This window comes from Martelella lutilitoris (assembly GCF_005924265.1).
GTDB classification, from domain to species: domain Bacteria; phylum Pseudomonadota; class Alphaproteobacteria; order Rhizobiales; family Rhizobiaceae; genus Martelella; species Martelella lutilitoris.
In genome coordinates this window covers 248753-268095 of record NZ_VCLB01000006.1, presented here as the reverse complement: position 1 = coordinate 268095, position 19343 = coordinate 248753, and the positions used below count along the sequence as shown (strand labels likewise).

16 protein-coding genes and 1 pseudogene are annotated in these 19343 nt (G+C 61.7%); 8 read left to right on the top strand and 9 right to left on the bottom strand.

The genetic code is table 11. The features are described 5' to 3' along the window. Positions 1–104: 104 nt before the first annotated feature. From FF124_RS12380 to FF124_RS12360, 5 genes and pseudogenes are all read right to left on the bottom strand, one after another. Entirely contained in the window at positions 105–1319 is a 1215-nt protein-coding gene (locus FF124_RS12380; RefSeq protein ID WP_138748802.1) for a multidrug effflux MFS transporter, read from the bottom strand. 221 nt (positions 1320–1540) lie between these two features. Beyond that, positions 1541–3874: a glucose/quinate/shikimate family membrane-bound PQQ-dependent dehydrogenase gene (locus FF124_RS12375; protein WP_138748915.1), complete on the bottom strand. Its 2334-nt coding sequence runs from the start codon at positions 3872–3874 to the stop codon at positions 1541–1543. Positions 3875–4030: 156 nt separating this feature from the next. Then, positions 4031–5338, bottom strand: a complete 1308-nt coding sequence (locus FF124_RS12370; RefSeq protein WP_187326915.1) for a DUF2254 domain-containing protein — start codon at positions 5336–5338, stop codon at positions 4031–4033. Between the two features lie 65 nt (positions 5339–5403). Further along, positions 5404–5771, bottom strand: a pseudogene (locus FF124_RS12365) (DUF1697 domain-containing protein). 11 nt (positions 5772–5782) lie between these two features. Beyond that, positions 5783–7897, bottom strand: a complete 2115-nt coding sequence (locus FF124_RS12360) for a S9 family peptidase (RefSeq protein ID WP_138748800.1) — start codon at positions 7895–7897, stop codon at positions 5783–5785. Positions 7898–8041: 144 nt separating this feature from the next. Here FF124_RS12360 and FF124_RS12355 point away from each other — a divergent pair, with 144 nt between their 5' ends. Next, entirely contained in the window at positions 8042–8431 is a 390-nt protein-coding gene (locus FF124_RS12355; RefSeq protein WP_425462530.1) for a DUF930 domain-containing protein, read from the top strand. Positions 8432–8474: 43 nt separating this feature from the next. Here the strand turns inward: FF124_RS12355 and FF124_RS12350 are convergent, their stop codons facing one another. Continuing rightward, positions 8475–9761: an NAD(P)/FAD-dependent oxidoreductase gene (locus FF124_RS12350; RefSeq protein ID WP_138748798.1), complete on the bottom strand. Its 1287-nt coding sequence runs from the start codon at positions 9759–9761 to the stop codon at positions 8475–8477. Positions 9762–10103: 342 nt separating this feature from the next. On the opposite strand from FF124_RS12350, the gene FF124_RS12345 reads away from it, so the two are divergent. The 6 genes from FF124_RS12345 (at position 10104) to FF124_RS12320 (ending at position 13492) form a co-directional block, all read left to right on the top strand. After that, on the top strand, positions 10104–10514 hold the full coding sequence (locus tag FF124_RS12345; protein WP_138748797.1) for a universal stress protein: 411 nt from the start codon (positions 10104–10106) through the stop codon (positions 10512–10514). Positions 10515–10551: 37 nt separating this feature from the next. Further along, entirely contained in the window at positions 10552–10875 is a 324-nt protein-coding gene (locus tag FF124_RS12340) for a TraR/DksA family transcriptional regulator (RefSeq protein WP_138748796.1), read from the top strand. Positions 10876–11035: 160 nt separating this feature from the next. Beyond that, positions 11036–11701 (top strand): PAQR family membrane homeostasis protein TrhA, encoded by a 666-nt coding sequence (trhA, locus tag FF124_RS12335; RefSeq protein WP_138748795.1) that lies wholly within the window; start codon positions 11036–11038, stop codon positions 11699–11701. Positions 11702–11779: 78 nt separating this feature from the next. After that, a complete protein-coding gene (locus tag FF124_RS12330; protein WP_187326914.1) occupies positions 11780–12289 on the top strand; it encodes a lysozyme inhibitor LprI family protein in 510 nt (169 codons plus the stop codon). A 142-nt stretch (positions 12290–12431) separates the two neighbouring features. Then, complete coding sequence (locus tag FF124_RS12325; RefSeq protein WP_187326913.1) at positions 12432–12923, top strand: lysozyme inhibitor LprI family protein; 492 nt, start codon at positions 12432–12434, stop codon at positions 12921–12923. A gap of 74 nt (positions 12924–12997) precedes the next feature. Then, complete coding sequence (locus tag FF124_RS12320) at positions 12998–13492, top strand: GNAT family N-acetyltransferase (protein ID WP_138748792.1); 495 nt, start codon at positions 12998–13000, stop codon at positions 13490–13492. Here FF124_RS12320 and glpK read toward each other — a convergent pair whose 3' ends face one another. From glpK to FF124_RS12305, 3 genes are all read right to left on the bottom strand, one after another. Then, positions 13493–14983 carry a glycerol kinase GlpK gene (glpK, locus tag FF124_RS12315; protein ID WP_138748791.1) on the bottom strand — a complete coding sequence of 497 codons (1491 nt, stop codon included), beginning with the start codon at positions 14981–14983 and terminating at the stop codon, positions 13493–13495. 23 nt (positions 14984–15006) lie between these two features. Further along, positions 15007–16536, bottom strand: coding sequence for a glycerol-3-phosphate dehydrogenase (glpD, locus tag FF124_RS12310; protein WP_138748790.1), 1530 nt, complete (start codon positions 16534–16536; stop codon positions 15007–15009). A gap of 103 nt (positions 16537–16639) precedes the next feature. Beyond that, positions 16640–18031, bottom strand: coding sequence for an MFS transporter (locus FF124_RS12305; protein WP_138748789.1), 1392 nt, complete (start codon positions 18029–18031; stop codon positions 16640–16642). A gap of 193 nt (positions 18032–18224) precedes the next feature. Between FF124_RS12305 and FF124_RS12300 the strand changes: the two genes are divergently transcribed. Further along, a complete protein-coding gene (locus FF124_RS12300) occupies positions 18225–19220 on the top strand; it encodes an MBL fold metallo-hydrolase (protein ID WP_138748788.1) in 996 nt (331 codons plus the stop codon). Positions 19221–19343: the final 123 nt, after the last annotated feature.

Genomic DNA, 19343 nt, shown 5'->3' with positions numbered 1-19343 from the left:
TGCCAAATACATAGGGACGAAGAGCCCCGCCGACAACCTGAAAATTCCTCAAAATAAAGGCGCGCCGGCGGGGAACCAATCCGCGCGCCGACGCGTTTCGGTTCTTATTCGTGATGGGCATGCGCCATGGGGTGCATCACCTCCCGTCCGAACGATGTCAGCGCGACAAGCGCAGCCAGCGTCGCAAATGCGGCCATGATTGCGAGAAGCGGGACCGCCGTGCCATCGGCAAAGGCGCTGACGAGGCCGGAGCCGACCGCGCCAAGCCCGAAGCCGAGCGCGCCGGCAAGTGCCGCCGCGACGCCGGCGATCTGACCGTGCGCTTCCATGGCCAGCATGTTGCAATTGGTCAGTATCGCGCCCATGGCCGTCATGGAGATGAAGAACAGCACCATCATCACCCAGAGGCTTGCGCCGATCGTAAGCTCGATGCCAAGCAGCGCAATCAGAGAGAGTGCGTAGGCAGAAGCGGCGATCCGCGCCACATTGCGCGCGCCGAGCGGCCCGATCAGCCGTGCGCCGCCCTGTGCGCCGATCGCCATGCCGATGGCATTCACACCGAAGGCGAGCGAAAACATCTGCGGCGACAGGCCCTTGAGGTTGATGAAGACCGCCGACGACCCTCCGACATAGGCAAAGAAGCCGCCCTGGGCGAGCGCCAGCGTTCCAGCAAAGGGGATGAAGTGCGAGCTGGTCAGAAGCCGTGCGTAATGAATGACGGCATGACCGGGCCGGCTGTGCTGCCTGAGCTCAGCCATGCGCGTTTCAGGCACCGCAAAACGGATATAGGCGAGGCTGAACAGACCGAAGACCGCAAAGAAGGCGAAGATTGCCCGCCATCCCGAAATGAGCAGGATCATGCTTCCGACGATCGGTGCGATAATTGGCGCGAGGCCTGTGATCATCATGATGATCGCCAGCAGCTTCGCCGCGGTTTGCCCGGTGTAGAGATCACGCACCATGGCCATCGAGGTCACCATGCCGACAGAGCCGCCGAGCCCCTGGATGAGGCGCCAGACCAGCATGGCCTCGACCGATTGCGACAACATGGTGCCGAGCGAGCCGAGGATAAAAAGGGCGACCGCCACATAAACCATCGGTTTGCGGCCGGTCCTGTCCGAGATCGGACCGTAAAAGAGTTGGCCGATTGTGAAGCCGGCAAAGAAGGTCATGACGGAATAGGAGATCGCGCCGTCGCTTGCGGCAAGGTCTTTGGCGATCAAGGGGAGGGCGGGGAGATACATGTCGGTCGCGAGCGGGGCAAGCGCGGTGATTGAGCCCAGCCCGACCGCCATGGTCAGCGTATTCACGTGTTTCATTGAAAAGGTCTTTTGACGAACTACGGGACCAGTCATCCGCATTTTCAAAGTGACACGGCGGGAGGGCGCCGTGGCGGGCTGGCGGGTTCAGTCAGGCCTAATACGCTCTTCGTGACGAAAGTCAATGATCGTCACTTTTGGTTTGCATACCGCTGTCGTGGGAACTGAAAAAAGGCGCCCCGAAAGGCGCCTTCTCATAGTCTTGTCATGGAACCGAATGATCAGCCATCCGGCAGCTTGTAGGCGAGGATGTAGTCGCCTGTTTCGGTTCCGACCGAGCCGTGACCGCCGGCCACGATCAGCACATATTGCGTGCCGTCGGAGGTCTCGTAGGTCATGGGCGTGGCCTGGCCACCGGCGGGAAGACGGGCTTCCCACAGCTGTTCGCCAGTCGTCAGATCGTAGCCGCGGAGGTAGTTGTCCATCGCAGCACCGAGGAAGGCGACGCCGCCCTTGGTGATGATCGGACCGCCGATGCCGGGCACGCCCATCTTGATCTTCAGACCGAGCGGATTCATGTCCTGGATCGTGCCGTTCTTGTGCTTCCATACGATCTCACCCGTCGTCAGGTCGGCGCCTGCGACATAGCCCCATGGCGGCGCCTGGCAGGGCACGCCGAGCGGGCCGAGCAGCGTGGAGAAGGAAACGGCATAGGGCGCGCCATTATTGGAGTTGATGCCATGCGTCGGGGCGCCCGGCTCGGTCTTCGGCACAAGCGTTGAGGTGTAGGCCATGTAGACCGGCATGGCGAACATCACCTGGCGCTCCGGATCAACCGCGACCGAACCCCAGTTCAGCGTGCCGAAATTGCCGGGATAGACGATCGTGCCGTTGGTTGACGGCGGCGTGTAGCGACCCTCGTAATTATACTGCTTCAGCTTGATCCGGCAGGCGAGCTGGTCGAGCAGCGAGGCGCCCCACATGTCCTTGCCCGTCAGTTTCGGCGGGTTGAAGGACAGCGCGGAAACGGGCTGGGTCGGCGACAGGTTTTCGCCTTCAAGTCCGCCCTCCTGGGGTGCTGCGACTTCTGTCACCGGCAGGATCGGCTCGCCGGTTTCCCGGTTCAGCACGAAAACCTCGCCCTGCTTTGTCGGCATCACCAGCGCGGGTACGCTCTCGCCGTCAATGGTAAGATCGAGAAGCGGCGGCTGGGCTGGCGCATCCATGTCCCACAGATCGTGGTGCACGCCCTGGAAGACCCAGGCCGGTTCGCCGGTTTCGACATCAAGCGCGGTTACCGAGGAGGAGTATTTTTCCTCCGAAGGCGAACGGTTGAGGCCGATCTGGTCGGGGACGCGATTGCCGAAGGGCACATAGACCAGTCCCAGATCGCTGTCGCCGGACATCACCGTCCAGCTGTTCGGCGAATTCTTGGTATAGGTCTCATCCGGGCCAATCGGCTCTGTTTGTTCTGGATTGCCGGTGTCGAAATTCCAGACCAGCTCACCGGTGTCGATGTCATAGGCGCGGATCACGCCGGACGGGCTCTGGGTGGAGTAGTTGTCGTTGACCGCGCCGCCGACGATGATCTTGCCGGCAATGGCAAGGGGCGCGGAGGTTGAGTAGTAATACCCTTGAGTCTTGTAGGGCATGTTGGTTTCAAGATGCAGCGTGCCGTTGTCGGCGAAATCCTCGCAGACCGTGCCGTCTTCGGCGTTGAGCGCGATCAGGCGGGCATCCGAGGTCGGTAGGTAGACGCGCGTCTTGCAGCGTTCGCCCTCGGCAATGTCCGGGTCGGCATAATAGGTCACGCCACGGCAGGTCTGGTGCTGGCGGTTGCCGTCAACCGGCACTTGCGGGTCGAACTTCCACTTCTGTTCGCCGGTCTTGGCATCAAAGGCCATCGCCCAGCTGTGCGGGGTGCAGACATAGAGCGTATCGCCCACCATCAGCGGCGTGTTTTCATAGGTCGTCTCGACCACGTCGTTCGGACCCTTCATGTCGCCGGTCTGGATCTGCCAGGCAAGCTCGAGAGCGCCGACATTTTCCGGCGTGATCTGGTCAAGCGGGGAATAGCGCTGGCCTTTTTCGGTGCGGCCATAGGCATGCCATTCATCGGCGGGTATGCGCTCGGTTACCGAGGCTTCGGCATTGCGCACGCCGGGCAGTTCGCCGCGGATCGCATGCGGATCGGAAAAGAGCGAAACCGCAGCCACAATAATCGAGAGTGCCACGGCGCCGGCGAGCGGCCAGGCGCCCGCGCGGGCCGCGGATCTTTCTTTTGGAAAGCCGTAATCATCGCGCAGGATCGGTCGGCGTACCCATGGGAGGAACATCCAAAGGCCGAGCAGCACGACCAGCCCGCCGCGCGCGCCGAGCTGCCACCAGTCGAAACCGACTTCCAGCAGCGCCCAGGCGAGGGTTACCAGTATGGTTGCGCCATAGACCCAGTATGCGAGGGGATTGCGCATGAAAATGAAAAAAGCGGTGGCCAGGAAGGCAACGCCTGCAATGAGGTAAAACCAGCTGCCGCCAAGGACGATCAGCCAGATGCCGCCGCCGCCCAGAAACAGGCCGATGGCTGCAAAAATCAGTGTTGTCAGCACTATCATAATGAAATTTCTCCCGAAATTGGAGCTCGCTTCCGGGTGATATGGCCGAAATAAAAAACATAAACTCGCGAAGACGCGGGCCCCGCCGACCTCCCGGCAATTCAAGCGCAGGCTTCGGTGATCAGCCGCTCCTGCCTTCGCGATAACGGGTCGGGAGCGCTATTGTTCCGGGTTGTTTTTGCGGAAAGTAACCGGAGAGGCTGCATTGACGCGCCCGGCCGCGCGTTCGATGCGCTCGATATCTGACTGAAAACGCAACGTTTCTTTCGCTCGCGCCACGCTTAGCGTCATGAACCTGTCCGACATCTCTGAAAAGTTCGGTATGTCGGTGTGGCCGAGCGCGCGGCAGGCATGCAGAAGATGGATGACCACCTCGGCCATACCCGCACCGTCGCGCGCTATGGCGGTGAAGGCGGCGTCGAAGAACTCCTCCGCCGCGATTGCCGGCATGTGGATGCGCGGATAGCGGGGTTCCCGGTCCGCGTCCGGCGTTTCGCCCGCCTCCAGAATGCGCACAAGATGCGTCACGACGTCGATGGCGGTTCCGGGATCGTTGACGGCCGGTGACAGGGCGCGCAGCGCGATCTGCGACATAACGGTGACGCCGTAAAGCGGATCCTGCGTGTAGGAGCGCTCATGGCCGATGGTGAAGGCGCCGGCGGCCTCCGCGATCACCTCCTCGCCCGCCACCTTGCTATCTTGCGGCAATCGGATACCGGCGATATGGCGGCCAGGCGCTACAAAGGCGCCGGGCCGTTCCAGCACGTAGATGTCTGCATCGAGCTTGCGCGAGACTGCATCGAGGGCCGCCATGTCAACAAAGCGCAGATAGCCGGTCTCAGGCGGGTCAATCAGTTGAAGGCCTCCCGGCATGCGCCCATCAAACTCCCTACCGCCCAGAAAGGGTTCGGCGCGATAGTTGCGCATCGCGGTGACCGCCTGGTCCTCGACCTGCTCGATGGTGCGGCTGACCTTGCCGAGGCGGCCGAGATAGTTGATCCAGCGCAGCAATATGCCGATGATCAGCACGATCACGGCAAGGGTTGCGATAAAGAGCACCAGCCGTCCGCCGGTGCCGTAGAGACTGGTGTTAAGCGCGATCAGGCCGACAAGGCTGAAGATGAAGGAGCCGAGAAAGGTCGAGAGCGCGGCCTGGGCCGTGCGGTCTTCCAGAAGCGTGCCGACGGCGCGCGGCGTGGCGCTGCTGGCAGCGGCCGATGATGCCTGGACCACGGTGTTGAGCGAGAAGATCAGCACGGTCAGCATGCTAGAGGCGATGATCGACAGCAGCGAGCCGACCGAATCAGCCCCGATCGTCTCGCCGAGACCTTCCGGAATGAAAGGGTCGAGGAGTATGCCGATCAGCGCCGTGGCGATGCCGGCGACGCAGTAGATCGCGGCGACGAACCACAGTTGCCGCATCACCTGGGAGATGACCCATAACCGCCGGGATAGCTGAAGTTTCATGGCTCTCTTTCCGTCGGGCGGGATCGCCGCCCGCATTGCATCGTCTCAGGCTTTTTTTGGCTACCTTACGCCGGTTCGCCGACAAGCAGAGCGCCTGCCATTCCCTCAAGCTTACGCAACGTGTTGAGGTTGCGGGCTGTTCCCTTCATAAGCCCGTACAACTTCAGTTTCGAGCGGCCCATGCCGTCCGGACAGAAGACAGGGTCCTCGCGCCCGATGATGGCGGCTTGCTCGCCGGCTGGTGCGATCATTGTGCCGAACGCTACCGGATCAAAGGACTTTTCGAAAGAGAAAGCACAATATTGCCGATCTGGACATAGGTTGCCTTGTCGCCAAAGCCGATCTCGTGACACGACGCCTTGAGATCGGCCATGGCGCGTCTTGCGGTGCCGCCGACATTGACCGCCCTCAACAATCCGATGAAGACGGTCATAGGCCGTTTTCTCACCCTTCCGCCTTGCCCGAGACCTTCAGCGCGAAAGCATATTCAAGCGCAATCTCTTCCAGCCTCTGGAAACGGCCGGACGCGCCGCCATGGCCGGCATCCATATTGGTCCTGAGCAGGATGGGGGCCTCGCCCGTGGTCTTGTCTCGCAGCCGCGCTACCCATTTCGCCGGTTCCCAATAGGTCACGCGCGGGTCGGTGAGCCCTGCGAGCGCCAGAATGGCGGGGTAGGGCTTTTCGGCCACGTTGTCATAGGGGCTGTAGCTGGCGATATAGTCGTAGCAGGCTTCGGACGCCATCGGATTGCCCCATTCCGGCCATTCAGGCGGGGTCAGCGGCAGCGTGTCGTCCAGCATTGTGGTCAGCACGTCGACAAAGGGGACGGCGGCGATGATGCCGGAAAATTTCTCCGGCGCCATGTTTGCGACCGCGCCCATCAGCATGCCGCCGGCCGAACCGCCCTCGGCGACGATCTTGCCGTATGACGTGAATTTCTCCGTCACCAGCGCATCGGCGGCCGCGACGAAATCGGAGAAGGTGTTCTTCTTCGAAAACATCTTGCCGTTTTCGTACCAGGCGAAGCCCTTGTCCTTGCCGCCACGAATATGGGCAATGGCATAGACAAAGCCGCGATCGACCAGCGACAGGCAATTGGTGGAAAAGGATGCGGGGATGGAAATGCCGTAGGCGCCGTAGCCGTAGAGCAGGCAGGGGGCGGAACCGTCGAGCGGCGTATCCTTGCGGCAGACGAGGCTGACGGGCACCAGCTCGCCGTCCTCCGCCTTCGCCTGGATGCGCCGCGTCACATAGTCGTCCGGATTGTGGCCGGAGGGCACTTCCTGGGTTTTCAAGAGCGTGCGTTCGCGCGTCGCCATATTGTAGTCGAAGAGCTGGCTCGGCGTGGTCATCGAGGAATAGGAAAAGCGGATCGTATCCGTGTCATATTCCTGCGCGCCCTGAAGGCCCAGCGCATAGGCTTCCTCGTCAAAGGCGATCGCGTGTTCCTCGCCGCTCTTCCGATCGCGGATGACGATGCGCGGCAGGCCGCCGAGGCGTTCCAGCCGCACCAGATGGTTTTCAAACGCCATGTGAGAGAGGATCAGTCGGCCTTGCTGATGCGGCACGACCTCCGTCCAGTTCGCCTTGCCCGGCGCGGAAACGGGCGCCGCGACAATCTTGAAATCCTTGGCGCCGCCGTCATTGGTCAGGATGAAGAACACGTCGCCGCCCTCGGTGACGTCATATTCCACCATGGTCTCGCGCTTCGCGACCATCTTCGGCGCGGCATCCAGCGTCTCCGTCGGGATGATGTAAACTTCCGAGGTCTGGTGGTCGTGGACGTCGATGAAGATGAAATCATCGAGCAGCGACCCGCCAATGCCGACGAAGAAGCCCGGATCGGCTTCCTCATAGACCAGCCGGTCGGCGCTTTGTGGTGTGCCGACGATATGGTGGTAAACCTTGGAAGGGCGGTGGTTTTCATCCACTTCGGTGTAGAAGAAGCTCTTGCCGTCCGGCGCCCAGACGCCGCTGCCGCCGGAGTTCTTGATCACGTCGTCAAGGTCGTTGCCGCTTGCAAGATCGCGCACCTTGATGGTGTAGAATTCCGAGCCCTTGTCGTCATAGCTCCACAGCGCGCGGGAATGATCCGTGGTGTGGAAGAAGCCGCCGAGATCGAAATAGGCCTTGCCTTCGCCTTCCTTGTCGCCGTCCAGCAGGACGGCGCGCAGGTCGGGATCATTGAGGTCGCCGTCGCGGGGGACGCGGAAGAAATAAGGCTGCTCGCCGCCGGTGCGATAGGCCGTGCCATAGGCATAGGCGCCGTCCTTCATCGGCACGGAGCTGTCGTCTTCCTTGATGCGACCGCGCATCTCGGCAAACAGCGTCTTCTGAAACGCTTCCGTATCCGCCATGGCTGCCTTCATATAGGCGTTTTCGGCTTCCAGATGGGCGCGGATATCGGCTTCGAGAATGGACGGATCCTTGAACATCGCCTGCCAGTTTGAAGCGCGCAGCCAGGCGTACTCGTCGGTGCGGGTCTTGCCGTGGCGGGTGTCGGTCACGGGCTTGGCTTTGGCTTTCGGGGGCGCGGGGAGGTTCTTGAACACAGTCACGATGGCGGGCCTTGTTGTTTTCAGGTCGCCGGAAGATAAGGCTGCCGCCGAGCGACATCAAGCAGCGGGTCGAAGACTTGCCTCCGGCGACCGGATTGTGCATATGGAGGGTAATAGTGTTACATGTCAGTCGGGAGAGTGAATGTGTTGAGGACTGTTCTCGTGGCCGCATGCGTGGTTCTGGCCGGCTCGCAGGCCTTCGCGCTCAACAAGCGCATCGCCGCTGAACTGGAGCGCCTCGATCCCGAGGAGGAACTGGAGCAACGCTGCGATGTCGAGGCGCTTACACGCATCGATGCGGCCCGCAGGGACCTGACCCCGGACAAGGTGATTGCCTATACATTCGCGCCGCCCGAGGTGAGTGGAAACACGATCGATGCCAGAGGTGCCGTCTTCCGTTCTCACGAGCACTGGTATCATCTGAGCTATCACTGCGTGACCGATGCGAGCGAGCTCGCCGTCACCGATTTCAGCTTCAGCATCGGCAAGGAAGTCCCGCGCTCCGAATGGGACCGGAACTACCTCTATCCGTAAGCGAAGCGGCCGGCGGGTGCGTCCGCGCGGCCGCATTCAAGGCTCAGTCGAAGGTGACGGCCTTCAGCTTGTCGATCTTCAGCGCCTGCAGCGCAAGCTTTTCGTAGAAGGGCTCGCTGACGCCGGTTCTCACCTTGCGCAGGAAGTACTTCTCGAAGCCGACCTTGGCGGCGTGCACCCAGCGGCCTTCCGAGGCCCAGTTGACGTTGCGCGGCGGAATTTGCGGCTGTGCCACGAAGGCGACGCCCCCATCGCCGAAATCGGCAAGGCAGACGGCGTTCCAGGTGGCCTGGACATTGGGTTTCTCGCCGGCGATCAGGCGGGCGATATTGCCAACCGTCGCCGTCGCCATCGATTCGATCATGAACCCGGTCTTCGGCACGCCGACGGGAACGGCGGTCTTGCCGGTCGGCGCGATCGCGACGCAGACGCCGATGGCGAAGATGTTTTGGAATTCCGGGTTCTGCTGGTGCTTGTCGATGATGACGAAGCCGCGCGGATTGGTCAGCCCCTCGATGCCGCGGATCGCCGACACGCCGCGGAAGGCCGGCAGCATCATCTTGAACCTGGCCGGCAGTTCGTGGCGTTCCTTGACCGCGCCGTCCTCGCCGATCTCCTCGGCCACGACGCTTTCCTCCGTCATGTGGTCGACGCGGGCATTGGTGATCCACTTGATGTGACGGTCGCGCAACTCGCTTTCCATCAGTCCCTTGGTGTCGCCGACGCCGTCGAGGCCGAGATGGCCGATATAGGGTTCGGGCGTGACGAAGGTCATCGGCACCCGATCGCGCACCTTGGCGTCACGCAGCGCCTTGTCGAGGATGAAGGCGAATTCATAGGCCGGGCCGAAGCATGAGGCGCCCTGTACCGCGCCGATGACGACCGGTCCCGGGTTTTCGACAAGCCGGTCGAAGGCCGATTTCGCCTGCCCGGCATGGCCGGTTTCGCAGACCGATTGCGAAAAACCGGCGCCAGGCCCGAAACCCTCGATCTCGTCAAAGGCGAGTTCAGGGCCGGTGGCGATGACCAGATAGTCGTAATCGACCATGCTGCCATCGGTCAGTTCGACCCGGTTTTCGGCTGCATGAAGTTTCGCCGCGCCCTCGGGCCGCAGCGTGATGTTGCGCTTGGCGAAAACCGGCGCCAGGTCGACCTGGACATCTTCCTCGCTGCGCCAGCCGACTGCAACCCAGGGGTTTGAGGGGACGAATGAATAGACGGACCCCTTGTTGATGACCGTGACCGTGTGCTCGCGGCCGAGTTTCTCGCGCAATTCATAAGCGACGATCGTGCCGCCAAGGCCTGCGCCCAATACTACGATATTTGCCATGTTTTCCTCCCTTAAGGATCAGGCCCGGCGATGCGACATGAGCGCCATGCCGGAACCTTCGGACACTGCCGCTCCGAAGCAGTGCCAATTGATACATAGATATGTATTTCTTTGAAGATACGCAATAGCGTATATTAAGTGCGCCGTCCAACTATCGGCTCATTCCGTTCGACGCGACCAAGTTAACAATCATCAAATCTGAAATTGACCTTGATCAATGCGCGAGGAGGGGCGCGGCGCGACTGTCGGGTCAACAAGCCAGTAGACCCGGGTCGCCAGACATGCTCTTAAAAGGCGAGTGCCCCTTCAATCATGAGGCGGCAACCGGGAAAGGAGGAAGCAATGTTCAAGAAAATTATCGTACCGGTCGACATTTCCGTGCTCGACAAGGGGCTCGACATTCTGACCAAGGCCAGCGAATTGCTGGATCCGGCAGGTGAGATCGTGCTGCTGCACGTGGTCGAGGAAATCCCGTCCTATCTGGCGATCGATGTGCCGGTGGACCTGATGGACAGCGCCGTCAATGACGCGCGCGACAAGCTGCAGGAGTTGAGGGCGCGCGCCAAGGTGGATGCCGAGATCGAGTTGCGCACGGGCCCGCCGGCGCGTGAAATCCTCGCCTCTGCCAAGGCCCACAAGGCCGATCTCATCCTCGTGGCCTCGCACCGGCCGGATTTTTCGAACTATCTGATCGGCTCGACAGCCGACCGCGTGGTTCGCCACGCCGCCTGCTCCGTCCTCGTTCGCCGTTGACGAACGAGGACGCCCGAGGGCAACAAGGGAGGAAAACATGGACACGATGCGCTACAAGGCCCTTTTGGAGGGGCGCAAGGCCGAGATACTGACCCGGCTTCAGAAGATCGACACCGACCTCGGACGGAGCCGCAACCCGGACAGTCAGGACCGGGCGATGGAGGCTGAAAATGACGAGGTGCTTGAGGAGTTCGGCCATGTCGGCTCGGACGAGATCAAGGCGATCGATGCTGCATTGCAGCGCGTCGAGGACGGCACATTCGGAGTCTGCGTGAAATGCGGCGATGAGATTGCCGAAGAAAGACTTGAGGCCGTGCCCTACACGCCTTTCTGCAAGACCTGCGCGGCAGACCTGCACTGAGGCGTGTTGCCACACCGAATGACGACTGGCGGAAGGTTGCGTTGCAATGCGGCCTTTCGCCGGCCGCATTTTGGCGTTAGGCTTGGCGCGTGTCGGGGCCGTTCGGACCTGACGATCGCCCTTGTCTTTCCACGTCGGAATGCCGGAGCCTTGCCCCCGAATGAAGCAGTTCGCGCGCCGCGGCAGCCCTTATGACCTCTCCGAACTGATCGCTGACGGCATCGTCCACGGCGTCGGCGTCGTGATGGCGCTTGTCGGCGCGACGGTGCTGATCTTCTATGCCGCGGTTTGGACGAGCGCCGCACAGATCGCCGCCGCCGCCATCTATTCGGCCGGACTGGTGCTGACGCTGTCGATCTCGTTCTCCTACAATCTCTGGCCGCCCAGGGCCGGTCGCAGCAAGGCGATCTGGAAACGGCTCGATCACAGTTCGATCTTTATCCTGATCGCAGCGACCTATACGCCCTTTCTTCAGCGCGGCATGGGCGATCCGCTGATCATGGCGCTGTTCGTCGGCGTCTGGGTCATTGCCGCGCTCGGCATCGCGCTGAAAGTGTTCTTCCCGGGCCGCTATGACCGGCTGTCGATCATCCTCTACCTTGCCATGGGCTGGAGCGGAGTCCTCGTCGCGCGGCCGCTTTTCCCGCTGCTGCCGCTTGCAACCAGCATCCTGATCGTCATCGGCGGCGTGATCTATTCCGCCGGCGTGCTGTTTCACGTGTGGGAAAAACTGAGGTTCCAGAACGCGATCTGGCATGGATTTGTCGTGGCCGCCGCTGCCGTGCATTATGCGGCGGTGCTGACCTGTTTCAGCCTTGCGGGCTGAGGCCGGCCGGCGGCGGAACACAAGCCGCCACGCGCGGCTTTGGCTATGAGACAAGCAAAAAACATCAGGGAGAGAGACATGCATATCGTGAAGGCTTTGGCGGCGGCGGCCCTTCTGGTCGCGTCACCCGCATTGGCGGATGAGGATCCGGTCTATTCGGACGATCTGGTGGCCGAATGCGTGAACCTTGCCGAGACCGAGGCGGACATGCGGGCCTGCGCGGGCGTTTCCGCCGAGGCCTGCCAGAATGCCTCGGACTACGGATCGACCACGATCGGCCTGCAGGAATGCGCGGCGCTCGAGACCAAATTCTGGGATGAATGGCTGAACCGGAGCTATCGGGAATTGCTGGCCCGGGCCAAGGCGGCCGATGCGGAGGCCGAGAACGATCCGCGCGCCAATGGCGAACTCGCCGAGAGCTTGCGCGACATGCAGCGGATCTGGATCAATTTCCGCGATGCGACCTGCGAATACGAGGCCAACCAATATCAGGGCGGCACCATCGCCGGCCCGGTCTATGCCGGCTGCCTCTTGCGGATGACGGCCGATCAGGCGATCTACCTGGATAATTCCTGGCCGACTTACTGAGCAAGGCTGCAATCTTTGTCGTCCAAGCGCGGGAGCGCCGGCAATGGCGCTTTCCCGCCCACGGGATCGCAGGTTTTGCCGTTCAACGTATAATTGTTTTATGATCCTGATTTGATCGAAAAAGATGGATCAGGAGGATTTCATGCGTTTGTCGGCCTTGCTTGCCTTTTTGGTGCTGCTCCTTGCACCCGGCGCCCAGGCGGATGACATCGTCTATTCCGATGCGGCGACCGCACAATGCCTCGCCAAGGCCAGTTCGGTGGATGCGGGAGAAAAATGCATCGGCCTTTCGACGGCAAAATGCATCAACGCCAATGATTTCGGCCAGACCTCCGCCGGCATGGTGAGCTGCACGGCGCACGAGACGGCCTTCTGGGACAAGCAACTGAACGCGATCTACGAGAACGTCATGAAAAAGGCGAAGAAACTCGACGAGGGGGTCTCCGGTTCGTCGATCGCCGAAGCGCTGCTCGTAATGGAACGCGACTGGATAAAATATCGCGATGCGCGATGCGCTTTCGTCGAGAGCCAGACCCAGGGCGGGACGATGGGCAAGACGCTTGCCGCCGGCTGCCGGCAGCAGACCACCGCCGATCAGGCGCTCTTTCTCAAATATGCGATGATCGCCGAATAGCGCTTTCGGGCCTCGGGGGTCTCTGATATCGGTGTTTCAATCGGAAAACGCCTCTTCCCGGGACCCTCTGAACCATGCTGATACGCGATGCGCGGGAGGCCGATCTGCCGGCTATCCTCGAAATCTACAATGACGCCGTCCTCAATTCCACGGCGATCTGGAACGAGATCCTCGTCGATCTGGACAACCGGAAGGGCTGGCTCGCCGCCCGTCGCGCGCGCGGCTTTCCGGTGCTGGTCGCAGAACGCGACGGCGCGGTGATCGGTTACGCAAGTTATGGCGACTGGCGTCCTTTTGATGGCTATCGCCACACGGTCGAGCATTCGGTCTATGTGCACAGGGACTGCCGCGGCGGCGGGGCAGGGCGCAAGCTCATGGAGGCGCTGCTCGACCGCGCGCGTGAAAACGGCGTGCATGCCATGATCGCGGCGATCGAGGGCGAGAACATCACCTCGATCGCGCTGCATGAACGCCTCGGCTTTTTTCATGTCGGGCGCTATCCGGAAGTTGGCACCAAATTCGACCGCTGGCTCGATCTGGTGACGATGCAGTACAGTTTCGACACCTGATCAGATCGGACCAAGGGTCCGCTGCACTGCGTTCTTCCAGCCCTTGTAAAGCTTTTCGCGCGTCTGTTCTTCCATCGCCGGCTTAAACTGTCGGTCGACGGCCCAGGCCGACGCGAATTCCTCGAGGCCGGGATAGAGCCCGGCGCGGCTGCCGGCAAGCCAGGCAGCGCCCAGTGCCGTGGTTTCGACAACCTGCGGCCGGTCGACCGGCACGCCCAGAATGTCGGCGAGGAACTGCATCGTCCAGTCATTGGCGCTCATGCCGCCGTCGACCCTCAGAATATTCGCCGAATCATGGCTGCCCCAGTCGTCGTGCATGGCCTCCAGCAGGTCTCGGGTCTGGTAGCCGACGCTTTGCAGCGCGGCGCGGGCAAATTCCGCCGGGCCGGAATTGCGGGTGAGACCGTAGATCGCGCCGCGGCATTCGGCATCCCAGTAGGGCGCGCCGAGGCCGGTGAAGGCCGGCACCATGTAAAGCGTCTGCTCGCGATCGGCGGCGTTTGCCAGGGCGTCGGTCTCGCGCGCGTGGCGGATCACCTTCAGTCCGTCGCGCAGCCATTGCACCACGGCGCCGGCAATGAAGATCGAGCCCTCCAGCGCGTAGGTCGGCTTGCCGTCCATCTGGTAGGCGATGGTCGAGAGCATCCGGCTTTCGCTTTTCACGAATTTGTCGCCGGTGTTGAGAAGCGCAAAACATCCGGTGCCATAGGTCGACTTGATCATGCCCGGTTCAAAACAGGCCTGGCCGACGGTCGCCGCCTGCTGATCGCCGGCAACGCCGAAAATCGGGATCTCGCGGCCGAACAGGTCGTGGCGCGTCATGCCGAAATCGGCGGCGCAGTCCTTCACTTCTGGCAGAAGCGACATCGGGATATCGAGCAGCGCGCAGATATCCTCGTCCCATTTTCCCTCGCGGATGTTGTAGAGCATGGTGCGCGCCGCATTGGTGGCGTCGGTGACATGGGACTTGCCGTCGGTCAGGCGCCAGATGAGATAGGTGTCGACCGTGCCGAAGGCCAGCCGGCCCTTTTCCGCCAGTGTCCGCGCACCGTCCACATTGTCGAGCATCCAGGCGATCTTCGTCGCCGAGAAATAAGGGTCGAGGATGAGGCCGGTGGCGGAGGAGATAAAGCCTTCGTGGCCCTCGTCGCGCAGCCTGGCGCAGGTGTCTGCCGTGCGGCGGTCCTGCCAGACGATGGCCTTGTGGATCGGACGGCCGGTCTTGCGATCCCAGATCAGCGCGGTCTCGCGCTGGTTGGCGATGCCGATCGCCGCGATATCTGCGGCATGGATATCTGCGCGCTCGATCGCCTCGCGGCAGGTGGCGGCAACCGTCGACCAGATGTCGGCAGGCGCGTGTTCGACAAGGCCCGAGGCCGGATAATACTGGCGGAATTCCTCCTGGGCGGAAGCCACCAGCTTCATGTTCGCGTCGAAAATGATTGCGCGGCTCGACGTCGTGCCCTGGTCGATTGCCAGAATGTGGTTCATGCGTTTCTCCTCCCCGGTGAAGACTATACCGTCAGATGCGCGACCAGCCAGTCATCAAGCGCGGCGATTTCCCCGCCGCTCATGCGCAAACCGAATTTCGTGCGCCTGAAGACGATATCCTCGGCGCTGCGTGCAAATTCCTTTTCCACAAGCCAGCGCACCTCGGCTTCGTAAAGCCCGGCGCCGAAAGCCTGTCCCAGGTCTTCAGGGCCTTTCGCATTTCCGAGGATCTTCCAGCAATCGGTGCCATAGGTGCGGATCATGCGCAACGTCTGTGCCTCGCTCAGAAACGCATAATTCTCGCGAAGGCGGGCGGGAAGGCCGGCGGCGTCGCTCACCGGAAAATCCCCGCCGGGCAAAGTGGCGTCTGCCGTCCAGTCGCCGCCTGCCTGTGGAAAGAATGGGGACAACTTGTGGAGTGCGGCCTCGGCGAGCTTGCGGTGCGTGGTGATCTTGCCGCCGAAGACGCTGAGAAGCGGCGCGCCTTCCTTGCGCAGCGAGAGCACGTAGTCGCGGGTGGCGGCCGTTGCCGAGGAGGCGCCGTCGTCATAAAGCGGGCGCACCCCTGAATAGGTCCAGACGACATCTTCGCGTGTAACCGGCTTTGCGAAATATTCGGATGCGAAACGGCAGAGATAATCCGCTTCCTCATCGGTGCATTTCGCCGAAGATGCCGGTCCCTGATGGTCCTTGTCGGTGGTGCCGATCAGGGTGAAATCCTGCTCGTAGGGAATGGCGAAGATGATGCGGCCGTCGCTGCCCTGGAAGAAATAGCAGCGGTCATGGTCGTAGAGCTTCTTCGTCACGATATGGCTGCCGCGCACCAGACGGACCTTTTCCGACGTGTTGATGCCAAGCGCGCCGGTGATGATATCGGCAACCCAGGGCCCGCCGGCATTGACCAGCGCACGGGCATGAACCGGCGGCAACGGGCCGTTCTCGTCCTCAAGTTCGATTTTCCACAGCCGGCCCTGGCCGGAGGGGCTGTCCACCTGTTCGGCGCGGGTCACCTTGGTGCGGACCATGACGTTGACGCCGCGTTCCGCCGCATCGCGCGCCATCAGGCTGACGAGACGTGCGTCCTGCACCCAGCAATCCGAATATTCGAATGCGCGCCGATATTCGCTTTTGAGCGCTTCGCCGGCAGGGTCCTTCGTCAGGTCGACGCCCTTCGTCGCCGGCAGGATCTTGCGTCCGCCGAGATGGTCATAGAGGAACAGACCGAGCCGGATCAGCCACCAGGGGCGCAGGCCCTTGTGGTGCGGCAGCACGAAACGCATCGGCCAGGAGATGTGCGGCATCGCCTTCAAAAGCACCTCGCGCTCGATCAGCGCCTCTCGCACCAGCCGGAACTCGTAATATTCGAGATAACGCAACCCGCCGTGAAACAGCTTGGTCGAGGCAGAAGAGGTTGCCGAGGCGAGATCGTGCATCTCCGCCAGCGCCACGGAAAGGCCGCGCCCCGCCGCATCGCGGGCAATGCCGACGCCGTTCACGCCGCCGCCGATGACGAAGATGTCGACCGGCTCGGCTGCATTTTCAGCGCGTGACATCGCGATAACTCCCGTTTGCTCTTGATGATTGGCAATCGGAAGATGCGTGAAAATCTTCGTAATGTCAATTTTTATGATCGTAAATGTTCGTTTCGACGCGATGTCACTCGGCCGCCTGCGGTGTCTTGTGGCCGGAGACCGCCGCGCCCGCATCGCGTCTCAGGCCCAGGAGCGGGAAGACGGACACCAGCGAAAGAAGCGCGACGACGGCGAAGGCGATGTGGAAGTGGGCGACCGTCAGCTCGCCGCCGGTGAAATGGCCGGCAAGTTCCAGAATGACGGCGGCGAAAGCGACGCCGAGCGCAAAGCTTGCCTGCTGGAACATCGAGCTCATCGCGGTTGCCTGGCTCGCCTGGTTGTTTTCGATATCGGCATAGGCGAGTGCGTTGACGCCGGTGAAGAAGAAGGAGCGGAACAGACCCGAGCAGAACAGGATCGCCAGAATGACGACATGCGGCGTGGTGGCCTCGAAGAAGGAAAAGGTGACGGTGAGGATCGCTGCTCCCAGCGACGCCGTGATCAGCACGGTGCGGAAACCGAAAGCGGAAAACACCTTCGGCGCGACGAATTTGGTCAGAAGCGCGCCGGCCGCGCCGATAAAGGTGATCATGCCGGATTCGAAAGGGTTAAGGCCGAAACCGAGCTGCAGCATCAGCGGCATCAGGAAGGGGAAGGCGCCCGTCGCCATGCGGAAGAACGTCGCCGACGATGTGGCGACGGCAAAGCTTGGATTGGAAAACAGCGACAGATTGAGAAGCGGCTTTTCGACCCGACGCGCGTGGCGGATGTACCAGATGCCCGACAGGAAGCCGATCGCGGTAGTGACGAAGCCGGTCGCCGGCGGCAGGGCCGGCAGGCTGATCACCGACAGGCCGAAGACGATGCCGGAGGCGGCGAGCGCCACCAGGAAGAAGCCCTTCCAGTCAAGGTCCGACGGCGGTTCATCCTCGATCAGCGGCAGGAAGATGCCGGCCATGATCAGGCCGACAATGCCGATCGGAACGTTGATGAGAAATATCCAGTGCCATGAGAAATAGGTGGTGAGGAAGCCGCCAAGCGGCGGTCCCGCCATCGGGCCCAGAAGCGCCGGGATGGTCAGCAGCGCCATGGCGCGGACCAGTTCGGAGCGGTTTGTGGTCCTCAGGATCACCAGGCGCCCGACCGGCGTCATCATCGCCCCGCCCATGCCCTGCAGGAAGCGCGAGGCGACGAATTCGATGAGGTTGCTTGAAATCGCGCAGAACACGGAGCCGATCAGAAAGACGATAATCGCTGCGCGAAACACGCGCTTGGCCCCGAAACGGTCGGCCGTCCAGCCGGAAACGGGAATGAAGATCGCAAGCGCCACCATATAGGTGGTCAGCGCCAGCTTCAGCGTGATCGGGCCGACATTGAGATCAGCGGCGATGGCCGGCAGCGCGGTCGAGATGACGGTCGAATCCATCTGCTCCATGAAGAGCGCAACGGCCATGATTAGCGGAACGATCGGGTTCATCTCTCGGCATCTCGAAAAATGTGACAAGAGCAGATGTCTTAGCGGGCGGTTGCGCAAAAGCCAATGGCAGGCGCCGTTTTCCCGCTCACGCAAATGTGACGCTTCAGTCAGGGCAAATACACGCGTCCGACTTGAAACCGACGCATCCTCCCCAAGGTCAGGGGTGTCGGATTTTATTCCAGGAGGACGATTGATGACTGAGAATACTGGTATCAACCGCCGCCGTCTCATGGCCGGCGCGGGGCTGGCCGCCATCGCCACGCCCTTCGTGTCCGGCGTGGCAAGCGCCATGGCGCAGAACACGGAAGGCGACAGCATGAAGATGGCCGATGCGCCGCCGAGCGACAGTTTTGATCTCGGCGACTTCAAGCTGCTCGTCGTCGAGGACGGCACAAGACTGATGGAAAATCCGGGCGAGACCTTCGGGACCGGACAGGCTCCAGAAACCGTTGCCGCCCTGCTTGAGGAAAACTTCCTGCCGCCGGACAAGCTGATCAACGGCTTCGCGCCGGTTCTCGTCGACACCGGCAACGAGACGGTCCTGTTCGACACCGGCATGGGTCCTGCGGGCCGATCCTGGGGCGCTGGGCGTCTGCGTGAAGGGCTGATTGCCAATGGCTACCAGCCGGAAGATATCGACATCGTCGTCATCACCCACATGCATGGCGACCACATCAACGGTCTGATGGAAGAGGACGGCCCGGCTTTTCCCAATGCCCGCTATGTCTTCGGCGAGAAGGAGTATGCCTTCTGGAGCGATGACGCCCGTATGGGCACGCCGGCAGAAGGCGGGCATCAGAGCGTGAAGAAGCTGGTGACGCCGCTTGTCGATCAGGCGACCTTCATCGGCGGTGGTGATGAAGTCGTGCCCGGCATCACGGCAATGGACGCCTTCGGCCACACGCCCGGCCATCTGATCTTCATGCTCAATTCGGGCGACGAGAGGCTGCTGTTGACTGCGGACACCGCGAATCAGTACGTGCTCTCGTTACAGCGCCCGGACTGGCATGTCCGTTTCGACATGGACAAGGAGATGGCTGCTGCGACGCGAAAGAAGGTCTTCGACATGGTGGCCGCCGAGCGGATTCCTTTCCTCGGCTATCACATGCCGTTTCCCGCCGTCGGCTATGTGGAAAAGGTCGGAGACGGCTACAGATTCATGCCGAAGACGTACCAGTTCAAGGTCTGAAAACACGCGGCGCAATTGCGCCGCCTTCACAATCTGCCCGATCCGGAATGCGCATTTCGGATTGGGTATTTCCAACACGTCATCTTCGTGTTACGAGCACTCGCCAACTTCCAGACTTATCTG